This is a genomic window from Streptomyces sp. NPDC001890, from assembly GCF_042891445.1.
GTDB lineage: Bacteria > Actinomycetota > Actinomycetes > Streptomycetales > Streptomycetaceae > Streptomyces.
Genome location: NZ_JBIATE010000001.1, coordinates 170103 through 185776 on the forward strand (window position 1 = coordinate 170103; position 15674 = coordinate 185776).

Below are 15674 nucleotides of genomic sequence, written 5' to 3' on the forward strand. Positions count from 1 at the left end.
GGGCGCGCGGGACCGGCCGACCGGCCGCGAGCGGGAGAGGGGAGGGGCCGATGAACGGCGACACCAGCCGTCTGCGCAGTGGCCTCGCCCGGCTGCTCCGTCCCGCCGGACTGCTGCTCTTCCTGATCACCGAAGTCCTCCTCGCCGAGGGCGGCAGCCTCTCCGCGGCGGTCGCGCTCGCCGCGACCGCCGCCGCCGGCTCCGCGCTCGCCGTCGCCTCGGTCATCAGCGCGCGCTGCGCCGTGCCAGTACCCCGCACCCGGGTCCGCACCGCCATCCGCGACCGGGAGAAACGCACCGCGTTCCTGCCGCAGCGGGATCCCGACGCCAAGGGGCGCAGGCGCCCCCGAGCCCCCGGCCGTGCCCTTCCGACGGCCGCGTAGGGGCTCGCAGCAGCAGCCACTTCCCCGGTAGGTGCGCCATGGGCGCCCCGCGCGGTTCGTCATGCCGAGTAGTCCGTTCTTGCTCCCGGCACGACGAGACCCCCGGAGGGCTCATCCATGTCCGTCTTCATGTCCGCATTCGCCGACCTGGTCGGCGCGCTCGCCGATGTGCTGCACCCGCTCTTCCAGACCGCTTCCACCGCCGCCGCCATCGTGCTGTTCACCGCACTCGTACGGCTCGCCGTGCACCCCCTGTCACGGGCCGCGGCGCGAGGACAGAAGGCCCGCACCAGGCTCCAGCCGCAGATCGCCGAGCTGCGCAAGAAGCACGGCAAGAACCCCGAGCGCATGCAGAAGGCGCTCATGGAACTGCACAAGAAGGAGAAGGTCTCGCCGCTCTCCGGCTGCCTGCCCAGCCTGTTGCAGATGCCCGCCTTCTTCCTGCTCTACCACCTCTTCTCCAGCCAGAAGATCGGCGGCGAGCCCAACGCGCTCCTCGGCCACCAGCTCTTCGACGCCCCGCTCGGCGAGCGCTGGCAGGACGCCCTCGCGCACGGCGGGCTGTTCGGTGCGCAGGGCCTGGTCTACCTCGGGCTGTTCGCGATCGTCGTTGTCGTGGCCACGTTCAACTACCGGCGGACGAAGCGGCAGATGGCCGCCAACCCGGTCACCCCGGCCACCGGCCCCGACGGGCAGCCGGTGCCCGGCATGGGCGCGATGACGAAGCTGATGCCGCTGATGTCGTTCGCCACGCTCTTCACCGTGGCCGTGGTGCCGCTGGCCGCCGCGCTGTACGTCGTCACCAGTACCACCTGGACCGCGGTCGAGCGGGCCGTCCTGTACCGCGACATGCCGGCCGCCGGGGCCGCCATGGCCACCGCGGCGTAATCGGAGCGGTCGATGCGCCGGTCCAGTGTGTGAACAGGGTCTTGCGGAGTGATCGGACGTCTTGGACGATCGGACAAGCCTGCGATGGCCGCCACCCATCCGACGGGCCCGATCTCGAACAAGGGGAGATAGACCGTTGAAGCTGCTTCGTGTGGGTACGGCAGGCGCTGAACGACCGGCGCTGCTGGACGGGAACGGAACCCTGCGCGACCTGTCGGGAATCGTCACCGACATCGACAGTGCCCTGCTCGCCGACGAGTCGGCGCTCGCCCGGGTACGGGCCGCCGCGGCATCGCCCGGCGAACTGCCCGAGCTCGACGCCGACGGGCTGCGGGTCGGGCCGCCGCTCGCCCGGATCGGCAAGATCGTGTGCATCGGGCTGAACTACCACGACCACGCCACCGAGACGGGCGCGGCAATACCCGCCGAGCCGATCCTGTTCTTCAAGGCGCCGGACACCGTCGTCGGGCCCGAGGACACGGTGCTGGTGCCGCGCGGCAGCGTCAAGACCGACTGGGAGGTCGAGCTCGCGGTCGTCATCGGGCGCACCGCCCGCTACCTGGAGTCCGCCGAGGAAGGGCTCGCGCACGTCGCCGGGTACGCGACCTCGCACGACGTCTCCGAGCGCGAGTTCCAGATCGAGCGCGGGGGCACCTGGGACAAGGGCAAGAACTGCGAGACGTTCAACCCGCTGGGGCCCTGGCTGGTGACGGCGGACGAGGTCGCCGACCCGCAGGCGCTGCCGCTGAAGCTCTGGGTCAACGGGGAGCTGAAGCAGGACGGCACCACGGCCGACCAGATCTTCCCGGTGGGCGAGGTGGTCCGGTATCTGAGCCACTTCATGACGCTCTACCCGGGCGACGTGATCAACACCGGGACGCCGGCCGGGGTCGCCCTCGGCCAGCCGGAGCCCAAGCCGTATCTGCGGGCGGGTGACGTCGTGGAGCTGGAGATCACCGGGCTGGGACGGCAGCGGCAGGAGCTCAAGGACGCGTAACGGGTGGGGTGGGGCGCGGTGGGGTGTGGTGCGGTCGCCGGGCCTGGTCCGCCGGTGGCCGCGCCGTCCCCGCCCCGCTCCGTCCCCGCCCCGCCGCGTCCCCGCCCCGCTCCGTCCCCGCCCCGCCGCGTCCCCGTCTTGCCTCGCCGCGTCCTCCGTTGCGCGGCTGCCGTTACGCGAGGCTCACGGTGACGCCCTCGCTCGCCGAGCGGCGGGCCGCCTCCAGGACATCCAGGGCCGCCGCCGCCTCCAGGGCGGTCACCGGGTTCTCGCCCTTCTGCCGCAGCGCCGCGGTGACCGCGGCGTAGTACGCGGGATAGTCGCCGGGCAGGGTGCGGACCGGGGTGCCGCCGCCCGTCAGCGGGGAATCGCCCGAGCCGATCCGGCCCCACAGCTCCTCGGGCTCCTCGCCCCACGGCCGGTCCGCCGCCGGGCGTGCGCCCGCGCGCAGGTCGGCCTCCTGCGGGTCGAGACCGTACTTCACATAGCCGGCGCCCCGGCCGAGCACCCGGAAGCGGGGGCCGAGCTGGGCCGTCGTGGCACTGACGTACAGATGTGAGCGCACCCCGTTCACATGCGTGATCGCGATGAACGTGTCGTCGTCGGCGGCGGCGCCCGGACGGCGTACGTCGGACTCCGCGTACACCAGCGCCGCCGGTCCGAACAGGGTGAGCGCCTGGTCGACGACATGGCTGCCCAGGTCGTACAGCAGCCCGCCGATCTCCTGCGGGTCGCCCGACTCGCGCCAGCCGCCCTTCGGCTGCGGGCGCCACCGCTCGAAGCGCGACTCGAAGCGCTGTACGTCGCCCAGCGCGCCGTCCGCGAGCAGGCGGGCGAGAGTGCGGAAGTCGTTGTCCCAGCGACGGTTCTGGAAGACCGAGAGCAGCAGCCCGCGCTCCTCGGCCAGGGCCGCGAGCCCCCGCGCCTCGGCCGCCGTTCCGGCGACCGGCTTGTCCACGACGACCGGCAGACCGGCCTCCAGCGCGGCGGTCGCGATCGGGACATGGGTCTTGTTCGGCGAGGCGATCACGATCAGGTCGAGCGCGTCGGGGCCGTCCGCCCGCTTCCACAGCTCCCGCGGCGACGCGGCGAACCGCACGCCGGGAAACTCGGCGCGCGCCTGCGCCCGCCGCTCCTCGTTCGAGGTGACGATCGTGTCGAGGACGAGACCGTCGGTCGCGGCGATCAGAGGGGCGTGGAAGACGGAACCCGCCAGACCGTAGCCGACGAGCCCGACCCGCAGCGGGGCCTCGGACGGTCCGTGGGTCCCGGACGGTCCGGGCGTCTGGTGAGTCGCGTTGCCGGTCGTGCCAGTCGTGCCAGTCATGTGCGCCACTTAAGCAACGCTGTTGCCATAGTGCAAGCGGCAGCGACAATGGTGCGGTGAACAGGAGCAACAGCGGCGCGAACCTGCCCGCGCTGCGCAGCCACAACGCGGCGCTGGTGCTGGATCTGCTGCGGGCGGCGGGCGAGCGCGGCATCAGCAGGCTCGAACTCGCCGAGCGCACGGGGCTCACGCCCCAGGCCGTCAGCAAGATCACCGCCCGGCTGCGGGCCGAGGGCCTGGCGGCCGGGGCCGGTCAGCGGGCCTCCACCGGCGGCAAGCCGCGCACCGTGCTGCGGCTGGTGCCGGACGCCGGGTACGCGGTCGGCCTGCACCTGGACCGCGACGAGCTGACGGTGGTGCTCGTCGACCTGTCCGGCGCGGTCGCCGAGAGCCGCACCGCCCCGCTGGACCTCGGTGCCCCGGCGGACGAGGTGCTGGCGGCGGCGGCCGACGCGGTGACGACGGTACGGGGCGGGGGTCCGGGGCCGGGGGAGCGGCAGGTGCTGGGGGTCGGCGTCGCGGTGCCGGGCCCGCTCGACCACCGGGGCGGGGTGCTGCACCGCGTCACCGGGTTCCCGCAGTGGGACGGCTATCCGTTGCGGGACGCGCTCGCGGTACGGACCGGGCTGCCCGTCGTCGTCGACAAGGACACCAACGCCGCCGCCCTCGGGCTCGCCCTGCGGGCGGCGGGCGACGGCGGCGACTTCGCGTACCTGCACCTCGGGACCGGGCTCGGCGCCGGGCTGGTCCTCGGCGGGGCGCTGCATCGCGGGGCCCGGACCGGGGCCGGTGAGTTCGGGCACCAGACCGTCCAGCTGGACGGGCCGGTCTGCGGCTGCGGGGGGCGCGGCTGCATCGAGGCGCTCTGTCTCGCCGCGGTTGCCCGGGGGGATGTCGCGGAGGCCGCCCGGGTGCTGGGGACCGGGGCCGCCAATCTCGTCGGGCTGCTCGACATCGACCGGGTGGTGCTCGGCGGCCGTACGGTGGCCGCCGATCCCGACGCCTACGTACGGGGTGTGCGGGCCGTGATCGACGAGCGCGCCGGGCCGGGTGGCATCGACGCCCCGGTGCCGGTCACCGCCGCCGGAGGAGGGGACCGGCCGGTGGCGGAAGGGGCCGCCCAGCTGATCCTGGCCCCGCTCTTCGGGCGGGCCGACGGCGCGTGAGCCGCGTGGGCCGCGTGAGCCGCGCAGGCGGTGCGGGCGGGGCGGCTGGGCCGACCGGGCGGATTCCGGGGGCCGACCGGGTGGCCCCTCGGCATGTCGGGACGGGCCGCCTCGCGCGTGCGTGGCAGCGTCGCGGCCCAGAACCGGTGAACTCCGGCGCACGGGGTGAGCCGACCGTTTCGCGAGCAGCGAAGGATGCCCCCCAGATGTCCTCCACACCGCCCCCGGCCGGACCGCCTTCCAGGGCCGCCGCGCCGGCCGGCTCACTTCCGGGCCGCGTCACCGACTCCCTCCCCGCCACCAGTCCCGCGTTCGTCCCCGCCACCAGTCCCGCGTCCATCCCGCTGGCCACGGCCGCGTCCATCCCGGTGTTCACCGCCCACGCGCGCCCTCCCTCGCCCTCGCCCCCGCCGTCACCCGGGCGGACCCGGCACGGATTCGCGCTCGGGCTGGTCGCGGCGAGCGTCGTCCTCGGCGGCACACCCGTCGCACCCGTCTCCGCCGCGTCCTCGGCCACCCCGGTCTCGTCGCCCGGCTCCACCACCGCCGACCAGCAGCCCGCCTGCGGTGATGCGGAGGCGAAGGACTTCCCGATCAGCACCCGCATCCACGGGGGCCCGGACACGTACGCGTCCGGCGGCGGCTACGGGACCTGGTTCCTGGACCTGACCAACACCACGACCGAGTCGTGCCGGGCCATCCACCCCGTGCTCGTCCTCACCGACGAGGACCGCAGGCTGACCGCCGACCAGATCCAGCTGAAGTTCTCGGAGCAGGGCCGCCCCGGTACGGAGCACCGCGTCACCTGGGAGACCACCGACCAGGACGAGCACATCGGCGTCTTCGGCGGCGAGGGTGGCGACTCCTTCGGCGGCTTCACCGTCCCGGCGGGCCGCACCGTCACCATCCAGGTCCGGATGGCGTTCACCTCCGACACCAGCCCCGGCCGGATGACCATCAACGCCGCCATCGTCCAGCGCCAGCACGCGGCGAGTGGCACCGCCGGCACGGCGGGCAGGACGGGCAAGGACGACGGGACCTGGGTCGGTGAGTCCGGGGACTACCCCTTCACCGTCGTCGACGAGAACGACGGCGCGGAGACCGCCGACACCCCCGACGTCCCCGACACGTTCGACGCCGCCGACACGTTCGACGCCTTCGACACCCCCGAAGCCCCCGATGCCGATGGGGTGGCTGGGACCACCGAGACCGGTGAGATGCCCAAGACCGGTGATTCGGCCGGGACCGACGAGGTCGGCGGGACCGACGAGGTCGGCGGGACCGGAGACGCCCCGCGCGAGCCCCGGCCGGCCGGGCCAGGCCGGACCCCGGCACAGAGCGGCCGCCCGGAGCTGGCCGCGACCGGCTCGGGCAGCGTCCCTGCGGCCGGTCTCACCGTCACCGGGCTCCTGATCGGCGGCGGGGCGATGGTGATCAGGTCCCGGCGATCGCGCCGCGCACACCCCTGAACCCACGCCCCGCGCCCCGCCCCGCGCCATCCCCCCAGCCCACCCCGAACCGCCTCCCGCGCCCGGACGTTCACCGCTGTTCATGTCCGTCTGCCACCATCGGGCCGTGGACTACCCGCACGACCAGGCACCTGGCGCACCCATCCGTTCCGGCATCCCGGAGCACGGCCGTATTCCCAAGTACTACGCGGTCAAGGCCCATGTCTCCGTCCTCATAGAGGAGTTGGGCGAGGGCGGCCTGCTGCCCACCGAACGCGATCTGGCCGAACGCTACGAGGTCTCGCGCGAGACGGTGCGCCAGGCGCTGCGGGAACTCCTGCTGGAGGGGCGGCTCGCCCGCCAGGGGCGCGGCACCGTCGTCGCGGGCCCCAAGCTGGAACAGCCGCTCTCGCTGGCGAGTTACACCGAAGGCGTACGCCGTCAGGGCCGCACGCCGGGCCGTCACCTCATCGGGCTCGAACGGTTCCCCTGCCCCGAGGCGCTCGCCGCCGACATCGGGGTGGAGCGCGGCGAGCCGGTCTGGCACCTGGAGCGGGTGCTGCTCGCCGACGACGACCGGGTCGGGCTGGAGAGCACCTACGTCTCCGTCGCCCGGGTACCGGACCTGGACACCGGGTTCGACCCCGACTCGTCCTTCTACGCCTACCTCCGCGACCGGCTCGGCATCCCCTTCGGCGATGCCGACGAGCGGATCGAGACGGTGCTCGCGACACCGCGCGAGGCGCTGCTCATCGGTACGCCGCCCGCACTGCCCATGCTGCTGATCCACCGGATCTCGCGCGACACCGCCGGGAAGCCGCTGGAGCGCGTGAGGACCCTCTACCGCGGCGACCGCTTCTCCTTCACCGCGCACCTGGGCCCGCAGGACGGCCGCTGAACAAGCGAGGACCGAGGACAGGAGTGCCGCCGACCGACTCACGTCGATAACGGAAACATAACGGGTCTAGGCCAAGCTTGGGGCCCAGTTCACCGTCCCGTTGCCGTACGGATCCGTGCGGGCCACCCGCCCCGAGGAGCGTAGCCGTCGTGAGAGTCATCGTCGTAGGAGCCGGCGTGGTGGGAACCATGCACGCCTGGCACGCAGTGAACCGCGGCCACGAGGTCGTACAGATCGAGCGCGAGAGCGAGGCGCGCGGGGCATCGCTCCGCAATTTCGGACAGATATGGGTCAGCGGCCGGGCCGGTGGCGAGGAGCTGGAGACCGCGCTGCGCGCCCGTGAGCTCTGGGAGCGCATCGGGGCCGAGGTCCCGGACCTCGGCTTCCGGGCCTGCGGTTCGCTCACCCCGCTCCGCACCGAGCTGGAGACCGCCGTCGCCGAGGCGGCCGTCGCCCGGCCCGACGCGGCGGCCCGCGGCTACAAGCTGCTCACGGCCGACGAGGCCCGTGCGATCAACCCCGCGCTGCGCGGGGACTTCACCGCCGCCCTGTGGTGCGAGCGGGACGCCGCAGTCGAGCCGCGCACCGCCCAACTCGCGCTGAAGCAGGCGCTGTCGAAGTCCGGCCGGTACACCTTCCTCGGTGGCCGCGAGGTCCGCGAGGTGGTGGGCACCGCCTCCGTCCGCGACGACCACGGCGACGTGCACACCGGCGACGCGGTGATCCTGGCCACCGGCGCCTGGCTCGGCGGCCTCGTCCGCGAGCTGGCCGGCCCCGATCTGCCGGTCCGCCGCGTCCGCCTCCAGATGATGCAGACCGACCCGCTCGGCGAGCCGCTCACCACCTCCGTCGCCGACGCGGACAGCTTCCGCTACTACCCGGCGTACCGGAGCGGGGCGCTGGACACCCTCAACGCCGAGCAGGCTCAGGCGCCCACCGCGGCGGCGCACAGGATGCAGCTGCTGATGGTGCAGCGTCGCGACGGCGGACTGACCATCGGCGACACCCACGAGTACGAGCACCCCTTCTCCTTCGACACCGTCGAGGAGCCGTACGAGCACCTCACCGGGGTCGTCGAGTCCTTCCTCGGCCGCCCGCTGCCGAGGATCCGTCACCGCTGGGCCGGGGTCTACGCCCAGTGCACCGACACCAGCCGGGTCGTCCACCGCCAGCAGGTGCGGGACGGCGTCTGGCTGGTCACCGGGCCGGGCGGCCGGGGCATGACCTGCTCGCCCGCCATCGCCGAAACGACCGCCGACGAACTGGGCTGGTGAAGAAGTTGACCACGCAGAACCCCGCCAACCGCTCCGCGAACCCCGCGAACCGCTCTGCGAACCCCGCCAACACCTCCGTGAACCCCGCGAACCCCGGAGCCCCTCTCAACCTGATCGTCCTCGACATGGCCGGTACCACCGTCGCCGACGGCGGCCTTGTCGAGCAGGCGTTCTCCGCCGCCGCCGAACGCCTCGGCGTCGAGCCCGGCTCCGCCGACCACGCCGAGAAGCTCGACTACGTGCGCGCCACCATGGGCGAGTCCAAGATCTCCGTCTTCCGGCACCTCTTCGGCGACGAGGACCGGGCCCAGCAGGCCAACACCGCCTTCGAGGAGGCGTACGGGGAACGGGTCGACGCCGGCCGCATCGCCCCGGTCCCCGGCGCCCGCGAGGCCATCGAGCGGCTCAGGGGCGAGGGCCGGACCGTGGTCCTGTCCACCGGATTCGCCCGCACCACCCAGGACGCGATCCTGGCCGCGCTCGGCTGGCAGGACCTCGTCGACCTGACCCTCTGCCCGGCCGACGCGGGCGGCCGCGGCCGCCCCTACCCGGACATGGTCCTCGGCGCCTTCCTGCGCACCGGCGCCGTCGACGGCGTCCAGCAGGTCGTCGTCGCGGGCGACACCTCGTACGACATGCTCAGCGGGGTGCGCTCCGGGGCCGGGATCGTCGCGGGGGTGCTCACCGGAGCCCACGGCAAGGACCAGCTGGCCCGCAACGGCGCCACGCATGTGCTCGGCTCGGTCGCCGAGCTCCCGGACCTGATCGCGCGGGCCGAGGCATGAGTGGCGGAGAGCGGTCCGTCCGCAGCGGAATCAGGTTCGACCAGGTCAGCGTCGCGTACGGCGGGAACACCGTCCTCGACCGGCTCGATCTGACCGTCGAACCCGGCGAGGTCATGGCCCTGCTCGGCCCCTCCGGGTCCGGCAAGACCACCGCCCTGCGCGCCGTCGCCGGATTCGTGCGGCCCGCCTCGGGCCGGGTGTACCTCGGCGACCGCGACGTCACCGCGCTGCCGCCGCACAAGCGCGGCATCGGCATGGTCGTCCAGCAGTACGCCCTCTTCCCGCACATGCGGGTCCAGGACAACGTCGCCTTCGGGCTCAAGGCCCGCAAGGCCGCGAAGGACGGTATTTCCGAACGGGTCGCCGAGGCCCTCGACATGGTCGGCATGGCCGCCTACGCCAAGCGCTACCCGCGCGAGCTCTCCGGCGGCCAGCAGCAGCGCGTGGCCATCGCCCGCGCGCTCGCCATCCGGCCCGGTGTCCTGCTGCTCGACGAACCGCTCTCCGCCCTCGACGCCCAGCTGCGCTCCGGAATGCTCGCCGAACTGGCGCGGCTGCACCGGGAGTTGCCGGACGTCTCCATCCTGTACGTCACCCATGACCAGGTCGAGGCGCTCACTCTCGCCGACCGGATCGCGGTCATGGACAAGGCGAGGCTCCAGGACTGCGGCACCCCGCAGGACCTGTACCGCCGCCCGCGCACCGAGTTCACCGCCTCGTTCGTCGGCAACGCGAACCTGCTGCCGGTCACCGTCGCCGACACCGTCGACTTCGCCGGCCGCGCACTCGACGTACCGACCGGCGAGGTGTCCCGGGGCGCCACCGCCACCCTGTGCGTCCGGCCCCACCTGGTCGGGCTCGGCGACGGACCCAACGCGCTGGACGGCACCATCGCCGAGGTCCAGTGGCGCGGCTCCACCCACCGCCTGTACGTCGACGTGGACGGCCACCGGGTCAAGGCGGACCTGAAGGAGCTGCGCGAGACACCGGCGCTCGGCGACCGGGTCACGCTGCACTTCGCGGCCGACGACGCGGTGCTGCTGCCCGCGGGCGCGGCGCCCGGAGCCGGGGGAGGGGCCGATGGCTAGCGCCGCCCAGTCCGTCGCCCCGGGCCTCACGACGACGAAGACCCCCCGTCGGCGCACCGGACCGTCCGGGGCGACGCCCCCGGCCCCCGGCCCGCAGGCCCCGGCCCGCGAGGCGCGCCGCGTCCCCCGCTTCGTCTGGGCGCTGCCGCCCGTCGCCGTTCTCGCGCTCGTCTTCCTCTACCCGCTGGCCCTCGTCGTCCAGCAGTCCGTCAGCCCGGACGAGGGCGGCACCTCGATCGCCCCGTACGGCGAGGTGTTCGCCTCCGAATCGTTCCGCTCGGCGCTGACCACCACCGTCTGGCTGGCGGTCGGCTCCACGGTCGGATGCCTGGTGCTGGGCTTCGTCCTGGCCATGATCATCGCGTTCGTGCCGTTCCCCGGCGGCCGGGCGGTCGCCAAGTTCATCGACGTCTTCCTCTCCTTCCCGTCGTTCCTGATCACGCTCGCCCTGCTGTTCATCTACGGCAACGTCGGCATGGCCAACGGCGTCTGGACGGACCTCACCGGGGCGTCCAGCGGCCCCTTCGACTTCCTCACCACCCCGTGGGGCGTGCTGCTCGCCGAGATCACCTACTTCACGCCCTTCGTGATGCGCCCGCTGCTCGCCGCGTTCTCGCAGCTCGACAGCGCGCAGCTGGAGGTGGCGTCCTCGCTGGGCGCGAAGCCGGCCCGGATCGTGCGGCAGGTGATCCTCCCCGAGGCGCTTCCCGCGCTCGCCGCCGGCGGCAGCCTCGTCCTCGTGATGTGTCTCAACGAGTTCGGGATCGTGCTGTTCACCGGCGCGAAGGGCGTCACGACCCTGCCGATGCTCGTCTACAGCAAGGCGATCCTGGAGTCCGACTACCCGGCGGCCTGTGTCGTCGCCGTCGTCAACATCGCGATCTCCGTCGGTCTCTACAGCCTGTATCGGATGGTGAGCCGCCGTGTTGGTGCATAGCCGTACGGGGAAATGGGCCACCTGGGCCGTGTTCTTCGTGCTCTTCGTCCCGCTGTTCGCGGTGCCGCTCCTGGTCGTCCTCGCCGCGTCGTTCACCACCAACTGGTCCGGCGCCTTCCCCTCCGGGCCGACCACCGAGCACTACGCGGCGGCGACCGGCGGCGACTCGCTCCAGGCACTCACCACCAGCCTGGTCACGGCCGTCAGCGCCAGCCTGCTCGCCCTGACCATCGGCTCCTGGGCCGCGCTGGCCGCCGCCTCGCTGCGCGGGCGCGGCAGGAGGTTCCTCGACGCGCTGTTCATGCTGCCGGTCGCCGTGCCGTCGGTGGTCGTCGGGCTCGCCGTGCTCGTCGCGTTCAGCAAGCCGCCGATGCTGCTGAACGGGACGCGCTGGATCGTGATCCTGGCGCACACCATTCTTGTCACCGCGTTCGCCTATTCGTCGGTTTCGGCGGCAACAGTGCGTCTCGACCCGATGTACGAGCAGGCGGCGGCCAGTCTGGGCGCCCGCCCCGGTTACGTCCTGTGGCGCATCAAGCTGCCGCTCCTGCTGCCGTCCCTCACGGCGGCGGCGGGACTCTGCTTCGCGCTGTCCATGGGCGAGTTGAGCGCCACGATGATGCTCTACCCGCCGGACTGGACACCGCTCCCGGTGCAGATCTTCGCGGCCACCGACCGTGGCTCGCTCTTCACCGGAGCGGCCGTCGCCGTGGTCCTGATGGGAACGACGCTGCTCGTGCTGCTCGGCGTCTCCCGGATCCGCACCAGGGCCTCGTACCGCTGACCCGCGGACACCCCACGTCGCCCGTCCTTCCGTACCGACCTCCGGCCGGCTTCCGGCCGACATCCAGGAGATACGACTGCCATGCGCAAGAACCACCTCAAGCCCGTAGCCGCCGTCACCGGCTGCCTCGCCCTCGCCGCCACCCTCTCCGCCTGCGGCGGCTCCTCGGCCGCCTCCGACGAGAAGGTCGTCACCGTCTACAGCGCCGACGGCCTCAAGGGCGAGAACGGCGACGGCTGGTACGACAAGGTGTTCAAGGACTTCGAGAAGAAGACCGGCATCAAGGTCAAGTACGTGGAGGGCGGCTCCGGCGAGATGGTGCAGCGCGCCGTCCGCGAGAAGTCCAATACCCAGGCGGACGTCCTGGTCACCCTGCCGCCGTTCATCCAGCAGGCCGACAGCAAGGGCCTGCTCGCCGCGTACGCCCCGGCCGGCTCCGACCAGGTCGACGGCGCCGACAAGGCGTCCGACTCCAAGTGGACCTCGGTCGTCAACAACTACTTCGGCTTCATCTTCAACAAGAAGGAACTGAAGTCGGCGCCCGCCACCTGGGAGGAGCTGCTCGACGGGAAGTTCAAGAACAAGATCCAGTACTCCACCCCCGGGGTCGCCGGCGACGGCACCGCCGTACTCATCAAGGCCATGCACGACTTCGGCGGCAAGGAGCCGGCGATGGCGTACCTGAAGAAGCTCCAGGCCAACAACGTCGGCCCGTCCGCCTCCACCGGCAAGCTGGCCCCCAAGGTCGACAAGGGCGAGCTGCTCGCCGCCAACGGCGACGTCCAGATGAACTTCGCGCAGTCCAAGGACATGCCGAACCTCGGCATCTGGTTCCCCGCGAAGCAGGGCGGCAAGTCCACCACCTTCGCCCTGCCGTACGCCGCCGGGCTGGTGAACAAGGCCCCGCACAGCGCCAACGGCAAGAAGCTGCTCGACTTCATGCTCTCCGAGCAGGCCCAGAAGGACGTCAGCGCGGTCGGCGGCGGCTTCTCCGCCCGCAACGACGTCAAGGGCACCGACGCCAACGCCATCGAGCTGGCGAAGCTGATGGACGGGGTGGAGGTCTTCGAGCCCGACTGGTCGGACATCGGCACCAACCTGGACAGCTACGTCGAGGCCTGGAAGTCGGCCACCGGCAGCTGACTGTTGCCGGAGGATTCACGGCACGGGTATGGACCTCCGGCGGATCATCGCGAAAAGATAACGGGTCTAGTCCCGCGTTCAACTCCCCGTCCAAGGGCGGGGAGTTGAACGTGTGCCCCCACGCCTCGACGGAGGACCCCGTGACCACAGGCATGTCCCGCCGCACCCTCCTCATGGGTGCGGCCGCCCTCGCCGCCGCCGCCGGACCGCTCGCCGCGGCCACCACCGCACGGGCCGCGGCCCGTACCCCCAAGGTCCTGGTCATCGGCCTGGACGGTGCCCTGCTGAACCGGATCAAGGACGCGGACGCACCGAATCTCGACGCCCTGATGGCCTCCGGGCTCACCTCGGTCAGCCCGCTCTACGCCAACCCGATGGCGCCCACCCTCTCCGGCCCCGGCTGGTCCACGATCATCACCGGCGTCTGGCCCGACAAGCACCGCGTCAAGGACAACGCCTTCACGGGCCACGCCTTCGCGCAGTACCCCGACTTCCTCACCCGGATCGAGACCGCGAAGCCGGGCCTTTCGACGTACGCCGTCGCCTCCTGGAACCCCGTCACCGACACGATCTTCTCCGCGAAGGTCGACACCCGGGTCTCCACCCCGGAAGCCGAGTACGACACCGGCACCACCAGCAGAGCCGTCGCCGAACTGGCCGGCGGCAACCGGGACGCGGTCTTCGTCCACCTCGACAACGTCGACCACGCCGGACACAGCCACGGCGCCGCGAGCAAGCAGTACCTGGACGCCATCCACGGCGTCGACACCCAGGTCGGGCAGCTGGTCGCCGCCGTACGCGGCCGGGCCACCCACACCTCCGAGGACTGGCTCATCATGATCACCGCCGACCACGGGCACACCGACGCGGGTGGCCACGGCGGCTCCAGCGCGGCCGAACGGCAGACCTTCCTCATCGCGAGCGGCGGCTCCGTCACCCCGGGCTCCACCCGGTACGACATCAGGATGCCGGACATCGCCGCCTCCGCCCTCGCCCACCTCGGCATAGCCGTCGACCCGGCCTGGGACCTGGACGGCCGCCCGCTCCAGCAGCCCGTCCCCGACGCCTTCGACACGCTGCGCCCGCAACTGGGCACCCGCGTCGACGAGACGGGGATCGGCGGGGCCGTCGTCGGCTTCACCCACACCCCGCCCGCCGGGTGGTCGATCGACAACAGCGCGATGGGCACCGGCGGAGTCACCGAATGGCGCGGCTGGACCTTCACCACCGACGAGTTCTGGACCTCCGCCGAGCGCGACCAGTGGCGCGAGAGCAACGTCCGGGCCCGGAACGTCTTCGCGGTCGCCGACGGCGACGAATGGGTCGACAAGAGCTGCACGGGCACCTTCGACTCCACCCTGGTCAGCCCGGCCTGGCCGGTCACCGGAGGCCGCACCGCCACCCTCGCCTACACCACCCACTACCGTCAGGAAGCCCCGCAGAAGGGCGAGGTCCTCGTCTCCTACGACGGGGGCACCCCGGCCGTCGTGAAGACGTACACCTCCGACACCGTCGCGAAGGCCGAATCGCTCACCCTCCAGGTCCCGGCCGGAGCCACCACCGCACGGGTCCGCTTCCGGTACACCGGCGGCAACAACTGGTTCTGGGCGGTCGACGGAGTGACCCTCACACCCGCGTGATCCGGCCGTTCCGGCGCATCGAACGAACGGCCTAAAATCGGGGGCGTCGGCGCTGCACAACGCGGTGCCGCCGGCGTCCCCGCACACGGCGTACGGCAGGAGTCCCACACATGGCAGAGCGCAAGCCGATCTCATCCTGGCTCACCGACATGGACGGAGTCCTGATCCACGAGGGGACGCCGATCCCCGGGGCCGATGCCTTCATCAAGCGGTTGCGTGACTCGGGACTGCCCTTCCTGGTGCTCACCAACAACTCCATCTACACCGCCCGCGACCTGCACGCCCGGCTGAACCGCATGGGTCTGGACGTGCCGGTGGAGAACATCTGGACCTCCGCCCTGGCCACCGCCCAGTTCCTGGACGACCAGCGGCCCGGCGGCACGGCGTACGTCATCGGCGAGGCCGGCCTCACCACCGCCCTGCACGACATCGGTTACGTCCTCACCGACCACGAACCCGACTACGTGGTCCTCGGCGAGACCCGCACGTACAGCTTCGAGGCGCTCACCAAGGCGATCCGGCTGATCAACGGCGGCGCCCGCTTCATCTGCACCAACCCCGACGAGACCGGCCCGTCCGCCGAGGGGCCGCTGCCCGCCACCGGGTCCGTCGCCGCCCTCATCACCAAGGCCACCGGCAAGGCCCCGTACTTCGCGGGCAAGCCCAACCCGCTGATGATGCGCACCGGGCTCAACGCGATCGGCGCCCACTCCGAGTCCAGCGCCATGATCGGCGACCGGATGGACACCGATGTGCTGGCCGGCCTGGAGGCGGGGATGCAGACCTTCCTGGTCCTCACCGGTCTCACCACGGTCGCCGACATCGACAAGTACCCCTTCCGGCCGTCCACGGTCGTCGACTCGATCGCCGACCTGGTCGATCTCGTCGACGCGGGCTGAGCCCGGCGGGGCACGGG

General features: G+C 72.3%; 15 protein-coding genes. 14 read left to right on the forward strand and 1 reads right to left on the reverse strand.

Features of this window, described 5'->3' with window-relative positions:
- Positions 1 to 50: 50 nt before the first annotated feature.
- The 3 genes from ACFYY1_RS00750 to ACFYY1_RS00760 all read left to right on the forward strand — a co-directional run bounded on the left by ACFYY1_RS00750 (position 51) and on the right by ACFYY1_RS00760 (position 2268).
- Positions 51 to 383, forward strand: a complete 333-nt coding sequence (locus tag ACFYY1_RS00750; RefSeq protein WP_388578981.1) for a DUF6412 domain-containing protein — start codon at positions 51 to 53, stop codon at positions 381 to 383.
- Positions 384 to 500: 117 nt separating this feature from the next.
- Complete coding sequence (locus ACFYY1_RS00755) at positions 501 to 1271, forward strand: YidC/Oxa1 family membrane protein insertase (RefSeq protein WP_388578984.1); 771 nt, start codon at positions 501 to 503, stop codon at positions 1269 to 1271.
- 136 nt (positions 1272 to 1407) lie between these two features.
- On the forward strand, positions 1408 to 2268 hold the full coding sequence (locus tag ACFYY1_RS00760; RefSeq protein ID WP_388578987.1) for a fumarylacetoacetate hydrolase family protein: 861 nt from the start codon (positions 1408 to 1410) through the stop codon (positions 2266 to 2268).
- A 172-nt stretch (positions 2269 to 2440) separates the two neighbouring features.
- Here ACFYY1_RS00760 and ACFYY1_RS00765 read toward each other — a convergent pair whose 3' ends face one another.
- A complete protein-coding gene (locus tag ACFYY1_RS00765) occupies positions 2441 to 3595 on the reverse strand; it encodes a Gfo/Idh/MocA family oxidoreductase (protein ID WP_388578990.1) in 1155 nt (384 codons plus the stop codon).
- 56 nt (positions 3596 to 3651) lie between these two features.
- Here ACFYY1_RS00765 and ACFYY1_RS00770 point away from each other — a divergent pair, with 56 nt between their 5' ends.
- The 11 genes from ACFYY1_RS00770 to ACFYY1_RS00820 all read left to right on the forward strand — a co-directional run bounded on the left by ACFYY1_RS00770 (position 3652) and on the right by ACFYY1_RS00820 (position 15657).
- Positions 3652 to 4761 carry an ROK family protein gene (locus ACFYY1_RS00770; protein ID WP_388578993.1) on the forward strand — a complete coding sequence of 370 codons (1110 nt, stop codon included), beginning with the start codon at positions 3652 to 3654 and terminating at the stop codon, positions 4759 to 4761.
- 206 nt (positions 4762 to 4967) lie between these two features.
- Entirely contained in the window at positions 4968 to 6230 is a 1263-nt protein-coding gene (locus ACFYY1_RS00775) for a hypothetical protein (protein ID WP_388578996.1), read from the forward strand.
- A 106-nt stretch (positions 6231 to 6336) separates the two neighbouring features.
- Positions 6337 to 7107, forward strand: a complete 771-nt coding sequence (locus ACFYY1_RS00780; protein WP_388578999.1) for a GntR family transcriptional regulator — start codon at positions 6337 to 6339, stop codon at positions 7105 to 7107.
- Positions 7108 to 7256: 149 nt separating this feature from the next.
- Entirely contained in the window at positions 7257 to 8381 is a 1125-nt protein-coding gene (locus tag ACFYY1_RS00785; RefSeq protein WP_388579000.1) for a TIGR03364 family FAD-dependent oxidoreductase, read from the forward strand.
- 77 nt (positions 8382 to 8458) lie between these two features.
- Positions 8459 to 9166, forward strand: coding sequence for a phosphonatase-like hydrolase (locus ACFYY1_RS00790; protein WP_388581400.1), 708 nt, complete (start codon positions 8459 to 8461; stop codon positions 9164 to 9166).
- Positions 9163 to 10254 carry an ABC transporter ATP-binding protein gene (locus ACFYY1_RS00795; protein WP_388579003.1) on the forward strand — a complete coding sequence of 364 codons (1092 nt, stop codon included), beginning with the start codon at positions 9163 to 9165 and terminating at the stop codon, positions 10252 to 10254. The genes ACFYY1_RS00790 and ACFYY1_RS00795 overlap by 4 nt, the downstream gene beginning before the upstream one ends.
- Positions 10247 to 11191 carry a 2-aminoethylphosphonate ABC transporter permease subunit gene (locus tag ACFYY1_RS00800; protein ID WP_388579006.1) on the forward strand — a complete coding sequence of 315 codons (945 nt, stop codon included), beginning with the start codon at positions 10247 to 10249 and terminating at the stop codon, positions 11189 to 11191. Before ACFYY1_RS00795 ends, ACFYY1_RS00800 begins: the two co-directional genes overlap by 8 nt.
- A complete protein-coding gene (locus ACFYY1_RS00805) occupies positions 11178 to 11975 on the forward strand; it encodes an ABC transporter permease (RefSeq protein WP_388579009.1) in 798 nt (265 codons plus the stop codon). The genes ACFYY1_RS00800 and ACFYY1_RS00805 overlap by 14 nt, the downstream gene beginning before the upstream one ends.
- A gap of 81 nt (positions 11976 to 12056) precedes the next feature.
- Positions 12057 to 13118 (forward strand): 2-aminoethylphosphonate ABC transporter substrate-binding protein, encoded by a 1062-nt coding sequence (locus ACFYY1_RS00810; protein ID WP_388579028.1) that lies wholly within the window; start codon positions 12057 to 12059, stop codon positions 13116 to 13118.
- Positions 13119 to 13270: 152 nt separating this feature from the next.
- Complete coding sequence (locus ACFYY1_RS00815) at positions 13271 to 14758, forward strand: alkaline phosphatase family protein (protein WP_388581403.1); 1488 nt, start codon at positions 13271 to 13273, stop codon at positions 14756 to 14758.
- Positions 14759 to 14868: 110 nt separating this feature from the next.
- On the forward strand, positions 14869 to 15657 hold the full coding sequence (locus ACFYY1_RS00820; protein ID WP_124723355.1) for an HAD-IIA family hydrolase: 789 nt from the start codon (positions 14869 to 14871) through the stop codon (positions 15655 to 15657).
- The last annotated feature ends 17 nt before the right edge of the window (positions 15658 to 15674 follow it).

Bases quoted from the DNA above. Each gene is read 5' to 3' on its own strand.
- ACFYY1_RS00755 (WP_388578984.1), top strand. From the start codon at position 501: ATGTCCGTCTTCATGTCCGCATTCGCCGACCTGGTCGGCGCGCTCGCC.
- ACFYY1_RS00800 (WP_388579006.1), top strand. From the start codon at position 10,247: ATGGCTAGCGCCGCCCAGTCCGTCGCCCCGGGCCTCACGACGACGAAG.
- ACFYY1_RS00775 (WP_388578996.1), top strand. From the start codon at position 4,968: ATGTCCTCCACACCGCCCCCGGCCGGACCGCCTTCCAGGGCCGCCGCG.
- ACFYY1_RS00765 (WP_388578990.1), bottom strand. From the start codon at position 3,595: ATGACTGGCACGACTGGCACGACCGGCAACGCGACTCACCAGACGCCC.
- ACFYY1_RS00815 (WP_388581403.1), top strand. From the start codon at position 13,271: ATGTCCCGCCGCACCCTCCTCATGGGTGCGGCCGCCCTCGCCGCCGCC.
- ACFYY1_RS00750 (WP_388578981.1), top strand. From the start codon at position 51: ATGAACGGCGACACCAGCCGTCTGCGCAGTGGCCTCGCCCGGCTGCTC.
- ACFYY1_RS00810 (WP_388579028.1), top strand. From the start codon at position 12,057: ATGCGCAAGAACCACCTCAAGCCCGTAGCCGCCGTCACCGGCTGCCTC.
- ACFYY1_RS00820 (WP_124723355.1), top strand. From the start codon at position 14,869: ATGGCAGAGCGCAAGCCGATCTCATCCTGGCTCACCGACATGGACGGA.
- ACFYY1_RS00795 (WP_388579003.1), top strand. From the start codon at position 9,163: ATGAGTGGCGGAGAGCGGTCCGTCCGCAGCGGAATCAGGTTCGACCAG.